The sequence below is a fragment of the Micromonospora zingiberis genome, assembly GCF_004331455.1.
Lineage (GTDB): Bacteria > Actinomycetota > Actinomycetes > Mycobacteriales > Micromonosporaceae > Micromonospora > Micromonospora zingiberis.
On the sequence record NZ_SJJR01000014.1, the window covers coordinates 63,026 to 81,551 of the forward strand.

Sequence of the window (18,526 nt, forward strand, 5' to 3'; positions counted from 1 at the left end):
TCAGCGGCGCGTTGCTCGAACGCGGTCGCCTTCCCGGTGCGGGCACGGGCAAACAGACCGGCGAACGTCACTTCGAGGGGCGGAAATGCGGTCACCTGCCCTCTGGACAGCGGAGAAGGTGTGCTACCTGTCGCAGCGGGTACGCAGGCAACCCACTGGTGCCCAGCGTCCAGAAAGGTCACGACATGACCCTCGCTGCCGAAGCGATCGAGCTACCGTCCGGCCAGACGATGCCCGTTCTCGGCCAGGGAACCTGGTACCTGGGCGAGCGTCCCGCGAGGCGGCAGGACGAGATAGCCGCGCTACGCACCGGGCTCGACCTGGGAATGACCATGATCGACACTGCGGAGATGTACGGTGACGGCGCTGCCGAGGAACTTGTCGGCGAGGCAATCGTCGGACGACGCCCCGACGTCTTTCTGGTCGACAAGGTGCTCCCGTCCAACGCCAGCCGACGGGGAACCGTGCAAGCCTGCCGCCGCAGCCTGCAACGACTCGGCGTCGACCACATCGACCTCTACCTGCTGCACTGGCGTGGTGCGAATCCACTCGCGGAGACGATCGAGGCGTTCGCCGAACTCGTCGACGCCGGCGACATCGGGCAGTGGGGCGTGAGCAACTTCGATCTTTCCGACATGACGGAGCTACTGGAGGCGGGCGGCAGCGCCTGCGCGACCAATCAGATCCTGTACAACCTCACCCGCCGTGGTCCCGAGTACGACCTGCTGCCGTGGCTACGCGAGCACCGAATCCCGGTGATGGCGTACTCGCCGATCGAGCAGGGTCGACTGCTCGGCCACCCCCAAGTCGCTGAGGCCGCCGCCCGGCACGGGGTCACGCCCGCTCAGGTGGCGCTGGCCTGGCTGTTGCGGCAGGAGGGGGTCGCGGCCATCCCTCGGTCGTCCAGGCCCGAACACACTCGGGAGAACGCGGAAGCGCGCGACCTGCAGCTGAGCGAGGAGGACGTGGCGGCACTCGACACGGCGTTCCCGCCGCCGGCCGGCCCGCAACCGTTGGAGATGCTATAGCCTCGCCGAACGTTTCGGCGGACGGCACCGGTCGAGGTCGGCGCCGTCCGCTGTCTGGTCTCCGACGACTTTGCGCCGAGCCCGCTCTGGCCGCAGGTGTCGTCCCTCGCCACCGAATCCAGCGACCGGTAACACTGCGTCGGCGCCCGCTAACGTCCGAGCTTTCTGGCAAAGTCCATAGGCGCCCTGGTCTTAGAGCGACCGGCAATAGGCCGACACGTCCTGATAGCCAGCCCGCCACCCAGGGCGGGGAAGATCTTGGTACGAATCTGCCCCTTGAGGGGCGCCCTCGTGCCAAGATCTCGGATGCCTTGGCGTGGCAGCGAGCCTGCCAGATGGTTGCCTGGGGTCAGTGACGGGCCCATGGGCATGTGCCCGGCCGCTCGACCTCCCGCTGCGTCACCACCACCAATTGCCGGCCGCTCTTAGCTAGGTGCCAACCCGGCGGGTCTGGAGCCGTTCCGGCCTCGGCCCGGTCAACTGCCAGAACTCCTGCGGCAACTGGTCAACGGCGTCCCAGTACTCCTTCGCTCTGACCGACTCACGAAGGGTGTCCAGCACGGCCCGTGCTCCGTCAGTGGCCACCTGGCGATCCACCCCGGCCCGTGACTGCACCCGTTCGAAGAAGTCAGCCAGTCCGAACCGTTCCGGATCTTCGGTGGGCCTAGCCACCAGCCCTCGTAGTTCCTGAGGGAGTTGGGAGGCGAGGTCCCTCGCCTGGCCGCCGGTGATCCTTTCTGCCAACGTCTCGAGCGTGGCGCGGGTGATCGGCCGTCCGGTTCCTCTACGCCGACGCAGGCTTCGCCGGAACCCTGGTCGACTGGTGCCAGCGCATCCTGCGCACCACCCTGGAAGTCGTGCGCAAGGCCCCAGGCCAGAAAGGGTTCGCGGTAATCGCCCGACGATGGGTCGTCGAACCCAGCCTGGCCCGGTTGACCGGCCACCGCCGACTGGCCCGCGACTACGAGCGGCACCCCGCCGCTTCCGAAGCAGTGATCCGACGGGCCGCGATCACCGGCGGCCGGCCTGCCCGAAGCCCAACGGCACGTCCGCCGGCGAACCACAGATCACACTGGGCGGCTGAGGGGGGTCATCCGGGGAGGTTGGAGTGGGGCAGTAAGTGGGCCAGGGCTTATGGGGGAGTCTCGCGCAATTGTGCCCGTGGTCCGGTGTGCTGAGGCACCAAGTTCAACTCGGCTGAACTTCGAGCGGGCCTGTGCAGGCAGGGTCCGCCTTCGATGTGGGCGGTGCCGGATTGGACGCGGGCCTCCTCTGCGGGGGGTGGCGAGGGTGGGGCTTCTCGATCTTCGAGCCGGGTCGGTGCTGGTGCACTGAGGAAAGACCAGCTCAGATGAGCACGGCAGGGTCCAGTGGCGTGACCGATTTGGGTCCTTGAGGGCGGAACCGGGGCATCTTGGTGGCCAGCGATCTTGTGCCTACTGAATTACTCGGAGCTGCATCCTTGCCAGGGTCGACCCGGTGCGTTTCAATACTGCTTTAACGAACCTTCGCGCTTTATCGAGCTCCTCTAGCTGGCCCTTCTTCGGCTTTCGTTCGCTCCATGACTCGAAGGGAACCCCTCATGATTCGACAGAAGCGGCTGCCCGCCGCAATGCTCGCGGTCGCGGTGGCAGCAGCACTGGGCGCCTGCGGCCGTACCGGTGACGACCCGACCGGCGGCGCCCCGACCGCGGCGCCGGCCGTCTCGGACGGACCGGCCACCGGCGACATCCGGGTGTGGGCCATGGGTACCGAGGGCGAGAAGTTGCCTGAGATCGCCCAGACGTTCAACGCCGCCAACCCCGGTGCCAACGTCACGATCACGGCAGTGCCCTGGGACGACGCGCCCACCAAGATCTCCACCGCGATCGCCTCCGGCGAGACGCCCGATGCCACCCTGATCAATCCCTCGGCCCTCGCCTCGTTCGTGGCGACCGGCGGCTTCGCCCCGGTGCCGAGCGGCCTGGTCGCCGACAGTGCGTTCGACGCCGGGGCTCTGCAGGCCACGAAGGTCAACGGAACGTCGTACTCGGTGCCGCTCTACGTGGACACCCGCACGCTGTTCTACCGGAAGGACCTCGCGGCCAAGGCGGGCGTGGAGGCGCCCAAGACCTGGGACGAGTTCACCACGTTCGCCAAGGGGCTGCAGGAGGCCGGGGCCGGGCAGGGGCTGCTGCTACCGACCGGCGAGTTGGGATTCACCGAGCAGACCCTGATCCCGTTCCTGTGGCAGGCCGGGGCGGAGCTGACTGACGCCGGTTTGACCAAGTTCACCGTCGACACCCCCGAGGTGGTCGCCGGTCTGGAGAAGTATCGGTCCTTCTTCGTGGACGGTGTGGCCAGCCAGACCGGAACCTACGAACCGTGGGGCTCGGTCGAACAGCGCCTGGTGGACGGAAAGATCGGCGCGGCAATCAACGGTCCGTGGCTGGTGCCCGCGCTCAAGGAGCTGCTCGGTGCGGAGTACTCCGCCAAGATCGGCGTCGCTGCGCTGCCTGCCGGCCCGAAGAACGCCAAGAGCTGGCTCGACGGTGGGCAACTGGCGGTCTTCAAGGACGCCAAGAACCCGGACGGCGCGTGGAAGTTCATTCGCTACCTGTCTCAGCCCGAGCAGGCGGCAGCGTTCTCCCGGGCGACCGGCGACCTGCCCGCCGTCACCGCCGCGTGGGAGCCGGCCGGCCTGACCACCGACCCGACCACCGCAGTGTTCAGCGAGCAGCTGACGGCGACTGGCACCCCGCCAGCGGTAGCGACCTGGAACCAGATCGCCACTGTCTTCGCCCGGTACGGCGAGCGGGTCGCCCGGGGAGTGGTCGAACCCGCCGAGGCGGCGAAGCAGATGCAGAGCGAGCTGTCCGGCATCGGGCTGGAGTAGCGCGTGCCGACTGTCACGCCCCAGGTGGTTGTCGACGCAGCCAGCGGCGCCGGGCGGGCTCGTCCCGCCCGGCGCCGCCGGCGCGCCCTCGTCGCGTGGTTACTCGCGCTGCCCTTCTCCGTACTTTTCCTGGTCTTCATGGTCGTGCCGTTGGTGGCGTCGCTGCTGCTGAGTCTGACCGATCTGACCAGCCGCGACCTGCGTGACCCGTTCGCCGTCGAAGTGGTGGGTCTGGAGAACTACGTCCGGCTCATGGGCGACGCCGGTTTCCGGTCGGCAGTCGTGAACACCGTCTACTTCGCGGGTGTGGGCGTTCCGTTGACCGTCGCGGTCGCCCTCCTGCTGGCGCTCGCGCTCAACACCGGCATCAACCGGTTCCGGTCGCTGTTCCGGGTCGGGTTCTACACCCCGGTGGTGACCAGCATGGTGGCGATCGCGGTGGTGTGGAAGTACATCCTCGACCCCGGCGGCCTGCTCAACCAGGTGCTGGCCGGGATGGGCATCACCGGTCCGGACTGGCTGCACGACACGGCCTGGGCGATGCCGTCGCTTATCGGACTGGCCACCTGGCGCAACATGGGAACGCTCATGGTGATCTTCCTGGCCGGTCTGCAGGGTCTGCCGCAGGATGTGTTCGAGGCGGCCAGGGTCGACGGTGCCAATGCGGTGCAGCGCTTCTTCAGCCACACGCTCCCGCTGCTGCGTCCGACGATCCTGCTTGGTTGCGTCCTGATCAGCGTCTACTACTTCCAGTTCTTCGAGGAAGCGTTCGTGATGACCGGGGGCGGCCCGCTGGGCAGCACCACCTCGGTCACCTACTTCACCTACGAGCAGTTCGGCTACGGACGCTACGGCTATGCGTCGGCCGCCAGTTATCTGCTCGCGCTCGCCATCGGGCTCGTCACGCTCATGCAGTTTCGTCTGCTTCGGAACAAGGACTGACATGACGCAGGTCTCCGTACCGGCCACCCTGCGGACCGCAGCGGTGCCGCAGCCCCCGCCTCGGCGACGCCGCGGCCGGCGTGCCGTACTCCTCCGGCGCGGGCTGCTCTACGTGGCGCTCTCCGCAGCACTGGTCCTGACGATGTTCCCGTTCGCCTGGATGATCAGTGGCGCGTTCAAACCCCAGCAGGAGATCCTCTCCGACGAGGTCAGGCTCCTGCCTCAACAGGCCACTCTGGACAATTTCCACGACCTGTTCACCCGCGTCCAGTTCGGCCACTACTTCCTGAACAGTTCGGTGGTCGCTGTCACCGTCGTACTCGGCAACCTGCTGTTCTGCACGATGCTCGGCTACGCCCTGGCGAAGCTGGAGTTCCCCGGCAAGCGGCCGTTGTTCGGGCTGGTCATGGCCATGCTGACGGTGCCGACCGTGGTGACGTTCATTCCACTGTTCGTACTGGTCACCAAGATGGGTCTGATCAACACCTACCCCGGCCTGATCCTGCCGTTCCTGGCGATGCCGCTCGGGGTCTTCATCATGCGGCAGTTCATCGCCACCATCCCCGACTCGCTGATCGAGGCGGCCCGGATGGACGGGGCAGGGGAGTTCCGCATCCTGTTCACGATCGTCGTGCCACTCTGCGGCCCGGCCCTCGCCACCCTGGCGATCCTGCAGTTCCTCTCGTCGTGGAACGAGTTCCTCTGGCCGCTGGTCGCCGGCCAGACCGAGGACATGTACACGTTGCCGGTCGCGATCGCGTTGATATCCGCAGGATCGAACACCGTGAACTACGGACTGCTGCTCGCTGGCGCCACCGTCGTGGTGATGCCCGTACTCGCGCTCTTCCTCGTCCTCCAGCGCTACTTCGTCCAGGGGATCGCCACCACCGGCACCAAATGAGTCGAATCCCCGGCCCACCCGCCCTCCAGAAAGGCATCCCACCATCGTGACATCCGCAGACGACGGCCTGACGGCGCTGTGCGCCCGGCTGTCACTCGAGGAGAAGGTTCGACTGCTGACCGGGCGGGACTTCTGGTCGACACACGGCATCGACCGGGTCGGGTTGCAGCCGATCACGTTCTCCGACGGACCGTCCGGAATCCGTGGCCAGGCCTGGGACGAACGAGACCCGTCGGTGAACCTGCCGTCGGCCACCGCGCTCTCCGCCTCCTGGGACCGGCAGATCGCCCGGGCCTACGGCGAGGTCCTCGCCGACGAGGCACAGCGTAAGGGCATCGACGTCGTGCTGGGGCCGACCATCAACATGCACCGCACCCCGACGTCCGGGCGCCACTTCGAGGCGTTCAGCGAAGATCCGGTACTCACCGCCGACCTCGCGGCGGCCTACGTCGAGGGCATCCAGGAGCGGGGCATCGGCGCGACCCCGAAGCACTACGTCTGCAACGACTTCGAGACCGAGCGGTACACCGTCGATGTCCGGGTGACCGACCGCTCCCTGCGTGAGGTCTACCTGCTGGCGTTCGAGAAGGCGGTCGCCCGGGCCGGCGCCTGGCTGGTGATGAGTGCCTACAACTCGATCAACGGACGTACCGCCAGCGAGAACGACCTGTTGGAGAGCCCACTCAACGACGAGTGGGGCTTCGACGGGGTCGTCATCGGGGACTGGACCGGCGTGCGCAGTCTGGAGAGCGCGCGGTACGCGCAGGACCTGGCGATGCCCGGACCGGACGGGCCGTGGGGCGAGGCGTTGGTCGAGGCGGTACGCGCCGGTGACATCGCCGAGGAGGTCATCGACCGGAAGGTGCATCGTCTCCTGCGGCTCGCGGCCCGGCTCGGCCGGCTCGAAGGGTACGCGCCGGAGGTCGCCCGTACCCGCTCCGGCCGGGTGAGCACCGTGTTCGCCCGCGAGGCTGCCGCCGCGGGTGCCGTCCTGCTCGAGAACGCCGGCCTGCTGCCGGTCGAGCCGGCGGCGGTCGGGCGGATCCTGGTCGTCGGGCACAGCGCACGCAGCCCTCGTACGCAGGGCGGCGGCAGCGCGAGCGTGGTTCCCGACCATGTCGTCACCCCGCTGGAGGGCATCCGTGCCGCGTTTCCCGACGCGACGGTGGAGTTCCGGCCGGGTCCGCTGGTGGAGAACGGGCTGAGCTTCCTCGCGCTGACCCAGATGCGTAATCCGCACTCCGGTGAACCCGGCGCGCGCGTGGTGTTCCTCGCCGGCACCGAGGAGATCCACACCGAGGATCGGCGTTCCAGCAACCTGGTCTGGTTCGGCGGCGACGCGCCGATCGAGCGTACGACGGTGCTGCGGGTGTCGACGACGTACACCCCGGACACCACCGGTACCTCGCTGCTGGGGGTGAGCACGGTGGGCGCGGTCCGGGTCGAGGCAGACGGCCGGGTGGTGTTCGACGCCGACATCCGGCCGGAGGGCACCGACCTCGGCGCCGCGCTGCTGGCCGCACCGGTCCGGTCGTTCCCGGTCGACACCGTCGCCGGTCAGCCCGTCGAGATCGTCTTCACCCTGGTCCGTGGCCCGGCCGTCGGGATGCAGAACGCCCTGGGATTCCGGTTCGGGCTCCTGCCCCCCGATCGCGACGACGACGCGCTCATCGCGGAGGCGGTCGAGGCGGCACGGGCGGCGGACCTGGTGGTCGTGGTGGTCGGCAGCAACAAGGAACGCGAGGCCGAGGGCGCGGACCGTACGACGCTGGCGTTGCCCGGACGACAGGATGACCTCGTGTCGGCGCTGGCCGAGGCCAACTCGCGGACCGTCGCGGTGCTCAACTGCGGAGCGCCGGTACTGCTGCCGTGGGCCGACAAGGTCGGCGCGGTGCTGCAGCTGTGGTTCGGTGGCCAGGAGCTCGGCGACGCGCTGGGCGACCTGCTCACCGGCGCCGCCGAGCCCGGTGGCCGGCTTCCCACGACCTGGCCCGCCAGCGACGAACAGGTGCCGATCCTGCGCGTCGAGCCGGTCGACGGGGTAGTCGAGTACACCGAGGGCATCCACGTCGGATACCGCAACTGGCGTCGGCTCGGCATCGAACCGGCCTACCAGTTCGGGCACGGCCTGGGCTACACCACGTGGAGCTTCGACGAGATCAAGCTCCCCCACACGGTGGAGGCCACCCCGGAAGGTACGTTCCTCGTCTCGGTGGCCCTGAGCAACACAGGCGTCCGCGCCGGCAAACAGGTGGTGCAGGTGTACGCGTCCCGCCCCGATTCCCGGGTCGAGCGCCCGGTTGTGTGGCTGGCCGGATTCGCCGCCGTGCGACTGGATGCCGGTGCCAGTGCGGTCGTCGAGGTCGAGGTTGCGGCCCGGACGTTCGCACACTGGGATGACGGTTGGCAGTTCGAACCTGGGAACTTCACCCTCACCGTCGGCGCCGCGTTGTCCGATCCGGCACTGCGCGCCGACGTGACGGTGGTTCCGGCGCACGAATGATCCAGGAGGCCACCATGACCGGACTCGACCCGCGTGCGATGCGTCGTGTGAACGCCGAGAGCGTGCTGCGTGCGCTCTATCGTGAGCGCAGTCTGCCCCTGGCCACCCTGTCCCAGGCGATCGGGGTATCCCGCCGGACCGTCGAACTGATCCTCACCGACCTGGAGAAGGACGGCTGGATCCGGACCAGACCACCGCAGCTGCACGAGAACGGCCGTGGCCGTCCGCGTCGTCACTTCGAGTTCCGCGACGGTGCCGGTGCCGTGCTCGGCGTCGAGATCGCACACGACCGTTCCACCGCCGTCGTCGCCGATCTGCGCGGCCGACCGCTGGCCTCGATCGAACGCGCCGCGGTCGGCGAGCCCGACCGGGCCGGGCGTCTCGCGCTGACCCGCGACACCATCACGGCGGCGTTGACCGCGGCGGGACTCACGCCCGAGCAGATCGGGGCCGTCGCCATCGCCACCCCGGGCAACGTCGACGACAATGGCGTGGTCTCTTTGGAGCTGTCGATGCGCGGCTGGACCGGGGTGAGCCTCGCCGCCGAGTTCGCCGCCGACTTCGACTGCCCGCTGCATGTGGAGAACAACGCCAAGCTGGCGGTGCTGGCCGAGCTCTGGGAGGGCGCCACGCCGGGCGCCGACCACGTGCTCTGGTTGATGCTGGAGGGGCAGTACAACGGCATGAGCATCGTCGTCGACGGCGTGCCGTACCGGGGTGTCGACGGAGCAGCCGGTGAGATCTTCTGGGCCAAGGTTCTCGGCCTGGACGAACTCGCCAGCTCGTCGCTGATCGGGCTCGGCCGGTTGCAGCCGGCCGCCCGCCGCGCCGAGGGAATGCAACTGGTGCGCCGCGCCCGGGCGGGGGACCCGGAGTCCCTTGCCGAGGTGCAGCGTTTCGCGGCGATCCTCGCGCGAGGGCTGTCCACCCTGGGCTGGATCCTGGCTCCGCGGTTCATCGTGCTCGGCGGCTCGCTCAGCGCCGAACTCGGGTCGCTACTGGCCGACCGAGTCAACGCGCTGGTCCGCCGGGACGGTCCGCCCTTCGTCGAGGTGCGGTTGTCGGAACTGGACAACGCCGCAGTGACCCGAGGTGCGATCCGGGCGGCCCTCGACCGGTTCCCGTGGACCGCCATCCGCCCGATACCGCATCCCGCGTCGACCGAGCCGGCTCTCAGTGCCCGTGACCGGACCCCACTGGGCGGTGCATGACCAGCATGGACCGGGACGACGAGTCGGACGTGTTGGCGAACCGATGCAACTGTCGGGCGTCCAGGTGCAACGCGTCGCCGTTGGCCAGCCACCGGATCTCGCCCGCGATCTCCACCGTGAGCGTGCCCTCCAGGACGGTCAGATACTCGTGTCCCTCGTGCCGGACCGGCTCGTCGCCGGTGTGCGCGCCGGGCGGCAGGTGCAGCTCGGCGATCTCGATGCCGCGCTCCGGGTCGGCGAGGACCAGTCGCCGGTTGACGCCGGCACCAACGGTGATCTCCGTCTGGTCGGCGCGGGCGATCACTGTCGCACCTGGTGCCGGCCGGGCGTGGAACAGTTCGCCGACCGGCACTCCGAGCGCCGAGGAGACCGCGACCAGCGATCCGACCGACACGCCGGTACGTCCGCGTTCGAGCATGCTCAGCATCGACACGCTCAATCCGGTGAGGTTCGCGACGTCGAGCAGGGTCAAGCCACGCTCGGAACGGATCCGGCGGATTTCCCGGCCCAGATCGCGGGTGGCGGATTCGGTCTCCGTCGAAACGGAGGCTGAGGGCGTCGTCACAGCGTTCATTCTCCCCACCGGAAGCTGACCTCCGCGCACCGGCCCGGTCCCGAGGCCGCCAGCAAGATCAGAAAATTTCAGTAGCGCTTAAGTCGTAGTGCTGCTATCGTCGCTCTAGCAAGGATGACTACTAGAGCAATGAATACGTATTTCATCGTAGCTTAACTTGATCCTTGCCTTCAGGGCGTGAGCGGTGCCACTGGACGAGCGCCGTGCCAGGTCGGCCGAGCGCCGACCCGGCGCCCACTCGCACCGTGCAACCCGAGGAGTTCCCATGCCTGAAAATCGGATCGCCATCGTCGGCGGCGGCATTGGCGGCCTGACATTGGCGATCGCCCTGCAACAGCGGGGCATCGCAGTCGACGTGTACGAGCAAGCCGACATCCTCGACGAGGTCGGTGCGGGCGTCGCGCTCTGGTCGAACGCCACCCGGTTGCTGCACCGCCTCGGCCTGGCCGCTCAGCTTGCCGAGTACGGGTCCGAACCCACCGAGCTGATCTTCCGGAGCGGCCTGAGCGCCGACCGCATCGTCAGCTACCCGTTGACGGAGGGCGGCTGGTATCGGCAACAGTTCGGCGCGCCGTACTACGGAATCCACCGCCAGGCGTTGCAGAGGATCCTCGCCGAGGCGGTGCAGCCGGGCACGATCCACCTCGGGCACCGCCTGGCGCGGCTGGAGCGCACCGGCCCGACCACGCTTCTGCACTTCGACAACGGGGCCACCGTGGAGGCCGACCTGGTGGTCGGTGCCGACGGCATCTGGTCGAAGATCCGCACCTGGATGACCGACGGCCTGGACCACACCATGTACTCGCGGACCAGCGGTTTCCGGGGCGTGGTGCCGATCGAGTCCTGCTCGCTGCTGCCGGACCCCACCGCCACCCAGTTCTGGCTCGGTGCCGACAAGCACTTCCTGCACTTTCCGATCGGCCCGGACTACAGGTACGCGACGTTCCTGGCCGCCGTGGAAGGACCGACCGTCTGGCCGAACCCTCGGGGTGTACGGATTCCGTGCACCACCGAGGACGCGGTGGAGGCGTTCCGCGGCTGGCACCCGGCAGTCCTACAGATGATCGAAGCGGTCGACCACACCGACCGGTGGGCACTGTTCGGCCTCGGACCTCTGCCGAGCTGGGTGCGCGACAACGTGGTACTGCTCGGTGACGCCGCACACGGGCTGGTGCCACACCACGGCCAGGGCGCCAACCAGTGCGTCGAGGACGCGGTCGTGCTCGCCGACCTGCTGGCCGGGGACGGCCCGGAGACGCTTGCGGAGCGGCTCGAGGCGTACTGCCGGATCCGGATGGACCGCGCACAGCGGGTCCAGAAGATCTCCTGGGTCAGCAACCGGCTCTTCCACCTGCCCGACGGGCCGGAAATCCCGCTGCGGGACGCCACCCTGGGCAACCTCTACCAGAACGTGCGCTGGATCCACGAGTACGACGCCCAGGCGCCGCACACCGAACTCGAACTGGCCGCCAGCACCTCCGACCGCTGAAGAAGGGCTCGCTGATGTCTGTTACCTACCTCCCCGCCGTCGAGGGCCTGTCGTCCTTCGGGGACTACTCGCCGGTCAGTGTCTCCGGTGACCTCGTCGCTGTCGCCGGACAATTCGGCACCGGCGCTTCTGACACCGCCGGCCAGGTACGTGGGGCGTTCGCCAACGTCGGCACCGCCCTGGCGGCGGTGGGCCTCGGCTTCGCTGACGTCATCAAGTTCACCACGTACGTCGTCGGACGCGAGACGATCGCACCGTTCATGGCCACCCGCAAGGACGTGTTCGCCGAACTCTATCCCCAGGGCGTCTACCCGCCGAACACCCTGCTGATCGTGGCCGGTCTGGTGGAAGCCGAGTTCGTCGTCGAGATCGAGGCCCTCGCACGGGTGCGGTCGTGACCGCGTTCAACACCGGTCGCGAGGAGGTGATCGCCTACCCGATTACGGTGGGCGGGGTCCGGACCCGGGTGATCGAGGCCGGTAGCGGTGACCGGGTACTGGTCTGCCTGCACGGCGTCGGGTCGCGGGCCGACCGGTTCGTCCCGACGATTCCCGGGCTGGTTGCCGCCGGCTTCCACGTCTATGCCATCGACTTTCCCGGGCACGGATTCGCCGACAAGCGCGACGACATCGACTACCGACCCCAGGCGTTCGCCGCGTACGTCGCCGGTGTGCTCGACGAACTGCACCTGCGCGACGTCGTGATCGCCGGTACCTCGCTGGGTGGTCTCGTCGCCGCCCGCATCGCCTGCGACCGTCCCGAACTGGTCGAGCGGCTCGTGCTGATCGGCACGATGGGCATCGCCCCGCTGAACGACGCCGACAAGGTGCCGCCGGCGACGGTGGCCAACGGTAGCCCTGAGGCTGTTCGCGCCAAGCTGGGCTTCCTGGTGGCCGACCCGGCGAACGTCACGGCAGCGTGGGTGCGGGAAGAATCGATGATCAACTCGTCCGTGGGTGCGCGCGGCGCGTTGCTCTCCGCCGCCGCCCACCTCAACGAGGAGGCCAACACAGACCTGCAGACCGGCCGTCTGCAGGAGCTTCGCCCCGAGATCCCGGTGCTGCTGGTGTGGGGCGAGAACGATCGCTGGACGCCGGTGCACATGGCCTACACCGCGCGGGACCTGCTGCCGGGCTCGAAGCTGGTCGTCATGCCCGGCTGCGGCCACGCACCGTACTTCGAGGACCCTGCCGCCTTCGTGGCGCACGTGAACGACTTCGTCGCAACGCCGGCTTGATCACTGCCCCAGATCAGAATGGACGTCAACATGAGCGACACCTGGCTGCTCATCGAAAACGGCACCGTCGTCGACGGTGACGCCAACCCTCCGCGCGAGGGATGCTCGGTTTTGGTGCGTAACGCCCGGATCGTGAAACTGGGCAGCGTCAACCGGGAGACCGACATTCCCCGTGGCGCCGACCTCACCGTCCTGGACGCGCGTGGCAAGACCGTCATGCCGGGTCTCATCGACATCCACTGCCACATGACGTACGGCCTCGCCCGTACCGAAGAGGAAATCAGCGTCTACACCCCGCCTGAGTTGCGGACCCTGATCGCTGCGGCCAACATCGAGAAGGTCCTCGCCGCCGGCGTCACGAGCATCTCCCAGCCCGGTGGCAGCTACTTCATCGGCGTCGGGTTGCGCGAGGGCATCCGCCGTGGGCTCGTGCACGGACCCCGGATGACGACCGCCGGCCGGTACCTCACCACCAGCAACGGCCTCACCGACTGGTTTCCCGACGCCACCGGCGTGCCCGAGTCCAGCACCGGCCGGCTTACCAACACTCCCGCCGAGATGGTCGCGGAGATCCGGCGGCAGAAGAAGGCCGGCGTCGACCTGATCAAGCTCGCGGACAGCCCCTTCGGCGACTTCCAGGCGTTCACCAACGACGAGCTGAAAATGGCGGCTGACCTTGCCCACCAGCTCGGCCTGAAGATCACCATCCATGCTCGGGGCTCGGACGAGATGAACGCCGCCGTAGAGGCCGGCTTCGATCACATCATGCACGGCAACTACATGAGTGACGAGACGATCGCCAACCTCGCGGCGTCGCGGATCCCGCTCGCCCCCACCCAACTGTTCATGCACCACATCGTCGAGTTCGCCAAGATCTCCGGTAGTCGCCGCAGCATCGTCGACGCGACGGCGCGGATGAACGAGGCGACGATGGAGACGCTGCACCGCGCGTACAAGGCCGGTGTCAAGTTCGCCATGGGCACCGACAGTGGCTTCGCCACCGTCCCGTACGGCGAATGGCATGCGCGCGAGCTGGAGATCCTCATGCTCTACACCGGCATGAGCGCGCTCGAGGCGATCCAGGCCGGCACCAAACACGGCGCCAACGCGATGGGCCTACCTGACGATCTGGGTGTGCTCGCGGTGGGCAAACTGGCGGACATCATCGTCGTCGACGGCGATCCGCTGAAGGACATCCGGGTGCTCTACCAGCCCGGCCGGATGTCGCACGTGATTCTCAACGGCGTGGTGCAGACCTTCCCCGACGACATCCGTACGCGGTTCCTGCGTAACGACTACCTGCCTCACGAGTACGGCTGGGAACTACTCACCTACGACCGGGTCTTCGAGGGTGGGGAACGGCCGAGGACCCAGCTCGACTGGTCGGGTGAACAGCGCCTCGACCTGATCAACGATCTGCGCAAGCAGGAAAAGCTCGGCGCGGCGGAAGCCGCTGTCGAGTAGCCAGGAGGAGCCGCTGTGAAGTTCGTCAGTTTCCGCACCGACGCCGGTTACCGGGTGGGCGTCCTCACCGCCCCCGACACGGTCGCCGAGATCTCCTTGGACGATCCCGAACGAGGAGTGCTGGGTCTCATCGAACGGTCGCAACCGGTCGTGACCACCGGTGCCACCCACGCGTACGACGATCTTGTCCTTACCGCGCCGATCCCGCGGCCGGCCCGAAACATCATGTGTGTCGGGAAGAACTACCGGGAACACGCCGCCGAGTTCGCCGCGAGCGGATACGACTCCGGTTCTTCGGTGACCGTGCCGGCGTTCCCCATCATCTTCACCAAGGCGCCGAGTGCTGTCGCCGACCCCGGGGCGGTGGTGACGGTGCCGCGCGCGGTCACGGCGGAGATCGACTACGAGGCCGAGTTCGCCGTCATCATCGGCACCGGCGGCAAGGGCATCAGCAGGAGCGCGGCGATGGACCATGTCTGGGGGTACACGCTCATCAACGACCTCACCGCCCGGGACCTGCAACGTGACCACAAGCAGTGGTTCCTCGGCAAGTCGCTCGACGGGTTCGCCCCCATGGGGCCGTTGGCCGTGACCCGCGACGAGATCGACTTGGCCGAACTCGTGCTCACCGGCACCGTCAACGGCAGCCCCCGGCAGAGCGCCCCCGCCTCGGACCTGATCTTCGACATCCCCACCCTGATCGAGACGATCTCGGCAGGTATCACCCTGCAGCCCGGCGACATCATCGCCACCGGCACGCCGGCCGGCGTCGGTATCGGCTTCGACCCGCCGCGTTTCCTCGAGGATGGTGACGTCGTGGAGGTCGCCGCCACCGGACTCGGCTCGCTCACCACCACGATCGCGGTCGTCTGATTGACCACCCCGGCCCGCCCTCCCAGGGGCGCCCCGCCCGGGCGCGCCGAGTGACGTGGCGGCGCCGCCCGGGTCTGGGGGCGCGTAGGCCACGACGGACTTTGGTCGTAAGCCTCGGGTGCCTTGTCGGCGTGCGGCTTGTCCGGGCGTCGGCGGCGCGGTCCGCGTCTCCGTTATCTCTTGCCAACGTGCTCAACCAGGTGCGGCCGGGCGGTCTCCGTTCCCCGTAAGCGCGTTCAACCGAGCGAACCCAGACGCGCCAGCAGCATCGGCCAGACCCTGTGTGGCGGCGTCAAGGGGCGGCTGGCGGCGGGTGGGGCAGCGGGTGGGCACCTTCTGGGCGGAGGCCGTCGAAGATGATGGCAAGATATCGCCGCCAGAGGTCGGGCGGGGCGTCTGGCGCGTAGCTGGTGACGTAGTTGGGTGCGCACATCAGCAGGATGACGTCGGCGCCGGTGACGTCGGCCCGCACGGCGCCGTGCTCGCGGGCCCGATCGACAAGCTTGTGCACGGTGCGAAACATCTGCTCGCGGGCCCTGATCACGTTCGCGTTCAGCTCGCCGGCATCTTGCAGGAACGACAGGTCGCGTTGCTGTCGTTGGTCTGCGGCGACGGTGAGGAACTCCAGCAGCGCGGCGCCTGGGTCCGCCGCGTCGAGCAACTGTTCGCCGACGGCATTGAGTTCGCCGATCCGGTCGAGGACGATCGCGGCGAGCAGGTCGTCCTTCGTGGCGAAATGACGGAACAGGGTGCCCTTTCCGAGACCGGCCCGGCGGGCGATGCCGGCGACCGAGGCGTCCAGGCCACGCTCCGCGAACTCGTCGGCGGCGTCGGCACGCAACGGGCGGCTGCTGGTCACGTCGCCACCCTTCGCCGGCACGGTCAGCGAGGTCGGCGCCGGTGTGACGGCCTACCAGGTCGGCGACGAGATCTTCGGTCAGGCCGTGCCGCGGGCGCTGCCGGGCGATGGTCGGTGCGACCCGGCCGTCGCTGAGCACCGGCTCACTGGCCGAGTACGCGGTCTTCGAGGCCGACACCCCGTTCCTGGCGCACCGCCCGGTCAGCCTCGACATCGAGCAGGCGGCCGCGCTGCCCACCGTCGGCCTGACCGCACGGGCGCTGATGGCCACCGCCACGGTGCAGCCCGGGGAGACCGTCCTGGTCATCGGCGCGACCGGCGGCGTCGGAACCGCGGTGATCCCGCTACTCGCCGCCGCGAAGGCGCGGGTGATCGCCACGGCGACCGCCGCTGACGCCGCCATTCTGCGAGCTCTTGGCGCCGATGAGACCATCGGGTACGCGGAATCTGGGTACCCCTCCGATGTCGACGTCGCGTTCAACCTGACCCTGCCGAGTGACCACCTCGCCGGAGTCGCTGACGTCATCCGCCCGGGTGGACGCCTCTTCACGATCACCTACCCGGTGCCGCAGCAGGAGTGGATCGGCCGCGATGACGTCGGTCTGCACTTCGTGCTCGACATGGACGGCGCCTTCGGCGGGATGCGCGAGGTCGGCGAAATGGCGGTCAATGGCGAACTACCGGCCACGATCGGCCGCCGCTACACCCTCGACCAGGGCGCTCAAGCATGCGTCGACTTCGCCTGCCGGCATACCACCGGCAAGCTCGTCGTCACAATGTGAAACACACTGCCATCGGCGCTTTTCGGCAATCTGACCGTCGACGACCTTACGCCCGACAGGACCTTCTTCGCCGTCGGGTTCATCTGGGGGTCGTGCGCTGAATTGTCCACGGCAGTCAGCTTTCAGCCCGTCGATGCCGGTGAGGTGGCTGCCCTCCTGGCCGGTCTGGCAAACCGCCCCGCCGGCAGGCCGGGCGCCGGATGGCAGGCTAGCGCCGTCCGGCGCTCCGGGACGAGGGCAGCGCCCGGCAACCACAGTGGCCTAACGGCTGAGAAAGGCGTCGATTCGTCCGCTTGCCTCCGGCCCGGTGACCAGCCCGGCGATGGTGCGGGCCTCGTCGTCCGCCACCTCCTGCGGTGACCGGTGCCACGAAGCGCGCAGCAGCCGCTTCGCCTCGCCTAGTGCCTGGACCGGGCCGGCGGCCAGGTCGGTGGCGAGCGCCTCGACCCGAGTGGTCAGCTCGTCGTCCTCCACCACCTCGGCCACGACGCCCCACTCCAATGCCTCGGTCGCGGTGAGGCGGCGACCGGTGAGGGTGAGGTACAGGGCGCGGGGCTGGCCGACCGCCCGGGGAAGCAGCCGGGAGAATCCGCAGTCGGGGGTCAGCCCGACGGCGGTGTACGCGGCCGCGAACGTCGCCGACCGGGTCGCCACCGCGACGTCGGCCGACAGTACGGCGGCGAGGCCGGCCCCGGCCGCCGCGCCCTGCACCGCCACGACCACCGGTTTCGGCAGGTCGGCGAGGGCGCGCAGGGCACGGTCGAGGGTGCTGGCGAGGGTGTGCACGTACGTGCCCCGGTCGGGTGCGGCGGCCATCGCGGCGAGATCGCCGCCGGCGCAGAACCGGCGGCCGGCGCCGGTGAGCAGTACGGCCCGTACCGCCTCGTCGTCGGCGGCCCGTGCCACGCTGGCGGCGAGGGCCTCGGCGGTGGGCAGGTCGATCGCGTTGGAGGCGGCCGGCCGGTCCAGGGTGATCCGGGCCAGTGCGCCGTCGACCTCGTACCGCACGGTCGCGTCGGGCCGGTTCATCGGGGGGCCATCCGCAGCGCACCGTCCATCCGGAACACCTCGCCGTTGAGGTAGTCGTGCTCGACGATGCTCAGCGCGAGCTGGGCGAACTCGTCGGGCCGGCCGAGGCGTCGGGGGAACGGGACGCCCTCGGCCAGCGTGGTGCGGAACTCCTCGGAGACGGTGGCGAGCAGCGGGGTGTCGATGATGCCCGGTGCGATGGTGCAGACCCGGATGCCGTACTGGGCGAGGTCCCGGGCGGCGGGCAGGGTCAGCCCGACGATTCCGCCCTTGGACGAGGAGTAGGCGGCCTGGCCGATCTGGCCGTCGTAGGCGGCCACCGAGGCGGTGTTGATAACGACACCGCGCTGGCCGTGCTCGTCGCCTTCGGTCTCGGCGATCTGTTCGGCGGCCAGCGCCAGCACGGTGAACGTGCCGATCAGGTTGACCTGCACGATCTTCGCGTACAGCGCGAGGTCGTGGACGCCCTTGCGGCCGAGGATCCGGGCCGAGGGGCCGATGCCCGCGCAGTTGACCACGACCCGCAGCGGGGCCCCGGAGCCGGCGGCGGTGGCCACGGCGGTACGGACGCTGTCGGCGTGGGTGACGTCGGCGGTGAGGTAGGTGACCCCGTCGACCCGTGGTGCCTGGGCGATCGACGGTGCCAGGTCGAGGGCGAAGACGGACGCGCCTCGGGCGGCCAGGGCGGCGGCGGTGGCCGCGCCGAGTCCGGAGGCACCGCCGGTGACGACGGCGGCGGTGTTGGCGACACGCATGCTG

General features: G+C 68.9%; 17 protein-coding genes and 1 pseudogene. 13 read left to right on the forward strand and 5 right to left on the reverse strand.

Features of this window, described 5'->3' with window-relative positions:
• The first annotated feature begins 185 nt into the window (after positions 1–185).
• Positions 186–1,028, forward strand: a complete 843-nt coding sequence (locus tag E0H26_RS19900; protein ID WP_131305787.1) for an aldo/keto reductase — start codon at positions 186–188, stop codon at positions 1,026–1,028.
• A gap of 429 nt (positions 1,029–1,457) precedes the next feature.
• Here E0H26_RS19900 and E0H26_RS19905 read toward each other — a convergent pair whose 3' ends face one another.
• A complete protein-coding gene (locus E0H26_RS19905; protein WP_338106224.1) occupies positions 1,458–1,934 on the reverse strand; it encodes a DUF2267 domain-containing protein in 477 nt (158 codons plus the stop codon).
• Here E0H26_RS19905 and E0H26_RS30455 point away from each other — a divergent pair.
• The 6 genes and pseudogenes from E0H26_RS30455 to E0H26_RS19935 form a co-directional block, all read left to right on the forward strand.
• Positions 1,817–2,206 (forward strand): annotated as a pseudogene (locus E0H26_RS30455) (hypothetical protein); the annotation flags it as partial. The gene E0H26_RS19905 and the pseudogene E0H26_RS30455 overlap by 118 nt on opposite strands.
• 404 nt (positions 2,207–2,610) lie before the next feature.
• Entirely contained in the window at positions 2,611–3,903 is a 1,293-nt protein-coding gene (locus E0H26_RS19915; RefSeq protein WP_165521923.1) for an extracellular solute-binding protein, read from the forward strand.
• 3 nt (positions 3,904–3,906) lie between these two features.
• On the forward strand, positions 3,907–4,845 hold the full coding sequence (locus tag E0H26_RS19920; protein WP_131305795.1) for a carbohydrate ABC transporter permease: 939 nt from the start codon (positions 3,907–3,909) through the stop codon (positions 4,843–4,845).
• Between the two features lies 1 nt (position 4,846).
• On the forward strand, positions 4,847–5,746 hold the full coding sequence (locus E0H26_RS19925; protein WP_206025250.1) for a carbohydrate ABC transporter permease: 900 nt from the start codon (positions 4,847–4,849) through the stop codon (positions 5,744–5,746).
• Between the two features lie 46 nt (positions 5,747–5,792).
• A complete protein-coding gene (locus E0H26_RS19930) occupies positions 5,793–8,249 on the forward strand; it encodes a beta-glucosidase family protein (protein ID WP_131305798.1) in 2,457 nt (818 codons plus the stop codon).
• Positions 8,250–8,263: 14 nt separating this feature from the next.
• A complete protein-coding gene (locus E0H26_RS19935; protein WP_165521924.1) occupies positions 8,264–9,460 on the forward strand; it encodes an ROK family transcriptional regulator in 1,197 nt (398 codons plus the stop codon).
• Here the strand turns inward: E0H26_RS19935 and E0H26_RS19940 are convergent.
• Positions 9,423–10,025, reverse strand: coding sequence for a helix-turn-helix domain-containing protein (locus E0H26_RS19940; RefSeq protein ID WP_165521925.1), 603 nt, complete (start codon positions 10,023–10,025; stop codon positions 9,423–9,425). The genes E0H26_RS19935 and E0H26_RS19940 overlap by 38 nt on opposite strands.
• A 274-nt stretch (positions 10,026–10,299) precedes the next feature.
• On the opposite strand from E0H26_RS19940, the gene E0H26_RS19945 reads away from it, so the two are divergent.
• From E0H26_RS19945 to E0H26_RS19965, 5 genes are read left to right on the forward strand one after another with little or no spacing between them, the layout of a single operon-like run.
• Positions 10,300–11,523, forward strand: a complete 1,224-nt coding sequence (locus tag E0H26_RS19945; RefSeq protein WP_131305807.1) for an FAD-dependent oxidoreductase — start codon at positions 10,300–10,302, stop codon at positions 11,521–11,523.
• 14 nt (positions 11,524–11,537) lie between these two features.
• Positions 11,538–11,921 (forward strand): RidA family protein, encoded by a 384-nt coding sequence (locus E0H26_RS19950; protein ID WP_131305810.1) that lies wholly within the window; start codon positions 11,538–11,540, stop codon positions 11,919–11,921.
• A complete protein-coding gene (locus tag E0H26_RS19955) occupies positions 11,918–12,760 on the forward strand; it encodes an alpha/beta fold hydrolase (RefSeq protein WP_131305813.1) in 843 nt (280 codons plus the stop codon). Before E0H26_RS19950 ends, E0H26_RS19955 begins: the two co-directional genes overlap by 4 nt.
• Positions 12,761–12,790: 30 nt before the next feature.
• Entirely contained in the window at positions 12,791–14,224 is a 1,434-nt protein-coding gene (locus E0H26_RS19960) for an amidohydrolase family protein (RefSeq protein ID WP_131305816.1), read from the forward strand.
• A gap of 15 nt (positions 14,225–14,239) precedes the next feature.
• Complete coding sequence (locus E0H26_RS19965) at positions 14,240–15,097, forward strand: fumarylacetoacetate hydrolase family protein (RefSeq protein WP_131305819.1); 858 nt, start codon at positions 14,240–14,242, stop codon at positions 15,095–15,097.
• A 292-nt stretch (positions 15,098–15,389) separates the two neighbouring features.
• Here E0H26_RS19965 and E0H26_RS19970 read toward each other — a convergent pair whose 3' ends face one another.
• Entirely contained in the window at positions 15,390–15,956 is a 567-nt protein-coding gene (locus E0H26_RS19970; protein ID WP_131305822.1) for a TetR/AcrR family transcriptional regulator, read from the reverse strand.
• Between the two features lie 107 nt (positions 15,957–16,063).
• Here E0H26_RS19970 and E0H26_RS19975 point away from each other — a divergent pair, with 107 nt between their 5' ends.
• Positions 16,064–16,738 carry a zinc-binding dehydrogenase gene (locus tag E0H26_RS19975; protein ID WP_206025251.1) on the forward strand — a complete coding sequence of 225 codons (675 nt, stop codon included), beginning with the start codon at positions 16,064–16,066 and terminating at the stop codon, positions 16,736–16,738.
• 261 nt (positions 16,739–16,999) lie between these two features.
• Here E0H26_RS19975 and E0H26_RS19980 read toward each other — a convergent pair whose 3' ends face one another.
• Together E0H26_RS19980 and E0H26_RS19985 are read right to left on the reverse strand one after the other, a co-directional pair.
• Positions 17,000–17,767 (reverse strand): enoyl-CoA hydratase/isomerase family protein, encoded by a 768-nt coding sequence (locus E0H26_RS19980; protein WP_131305825.1) that lies wholly within the window; start codon positions 17,765–17,767, stop codon positions 17,000–17,002.
• Complete coding sequence (locus E0H26_RS19985) at positions 17,764–18,522, reverse strand: SDR family NAD(P)-dependent oxidoreductase (protein WP_131305828.1); 759 nt, start codon at positions 18,520–18,522, stop codon at positions 17,764–17,766. The genes E0H26_RS19980 and E0H26_RS19985 overlap by 4 nt, the downstream gene beginning before the upstream one ends.
• Between the last annotated feature and the right edge of the window lie 4 nt (positions 18,523–18,526).

What these genes read in the sequence shown, in the direction of transcription:
- E0H26_RS19900 (WP_131305787.1), top strand. Translation starts at nt 186, where the DNA reads ATGACCCTCGCTGCCGAAGCGATCGAGCTACCGTCCGGCCAGACGATG.
- E0H26_RS19915 (WP_165521923.1), top strand. Translation starts at nt 2,611, where the DNA reads ATGATTCGACAGAAGCGGCTGCCCGCCGCAATGCTCGCGGTCGCGGTG.
- E0H26_RS19925 (WP_206025250.1), top strand. Translation starts at nt 4,847, where the DNA reads ATGACGCAGGTCTCCGTACCGGCCACCCTGCGGACCGCAGCGGTGCCG.
- E0H26_RS19935 (WP_165521924.1), top strand. Translation starts at nt 8,264, where the DNA reads ATGACCGGACTCGACCCGCGTGCGATGCGTCGTGTGAACGCCGAGAGC.
- E0H26_RS19945 (WP_131305807.1), top strand. Translation starts at nt 10,300, where the DNA reads ATGCCTGAAAATCGGATCGCCATCGTCGGCGGCGGCATTGGCGGCCTG.
- E0H26_RS19950 (WP_131305810.1), top strand. Translation starts at nt 11,538, where the DNA reads ATGTCTGTTACCTACCTCCCCGCCGTCGAGGGCCTGTCGTCCTTCGGG.
- E0H26_RS19960 (WP_131305816.1), top strand. Translation starts at nt 12,791, where the DNA reads ATGAGCGACACCTGGCTGCTCATCGAAAACGGCACCGTCGTCGACGGT.
- E0H26_RS19975 (WP_206025251.1), top strand. Translation starts at nt 16,064, where the DNA reads ATGGTCGGTGCGACCCGGCCGTCGCTGAGCACCGGCTCACTGGCCGAG.
- E0H26_RS19980 (WP_131305825.1), bottom strand. Translation starts at nt 17,767, where the DNA reads ATGAACCGGCCCGACGCGACCGTGCGGTACGAGGTCGACGGCGCACTG.
- E0H26_RS19985 (WP_131305828.1), bottom strand. Translation starts at nt 18,522, where the DNA reads ATGCGTGTCGCCAACACCGCCGCCGTCGTCACCGGCGGTGCCTCCGGA.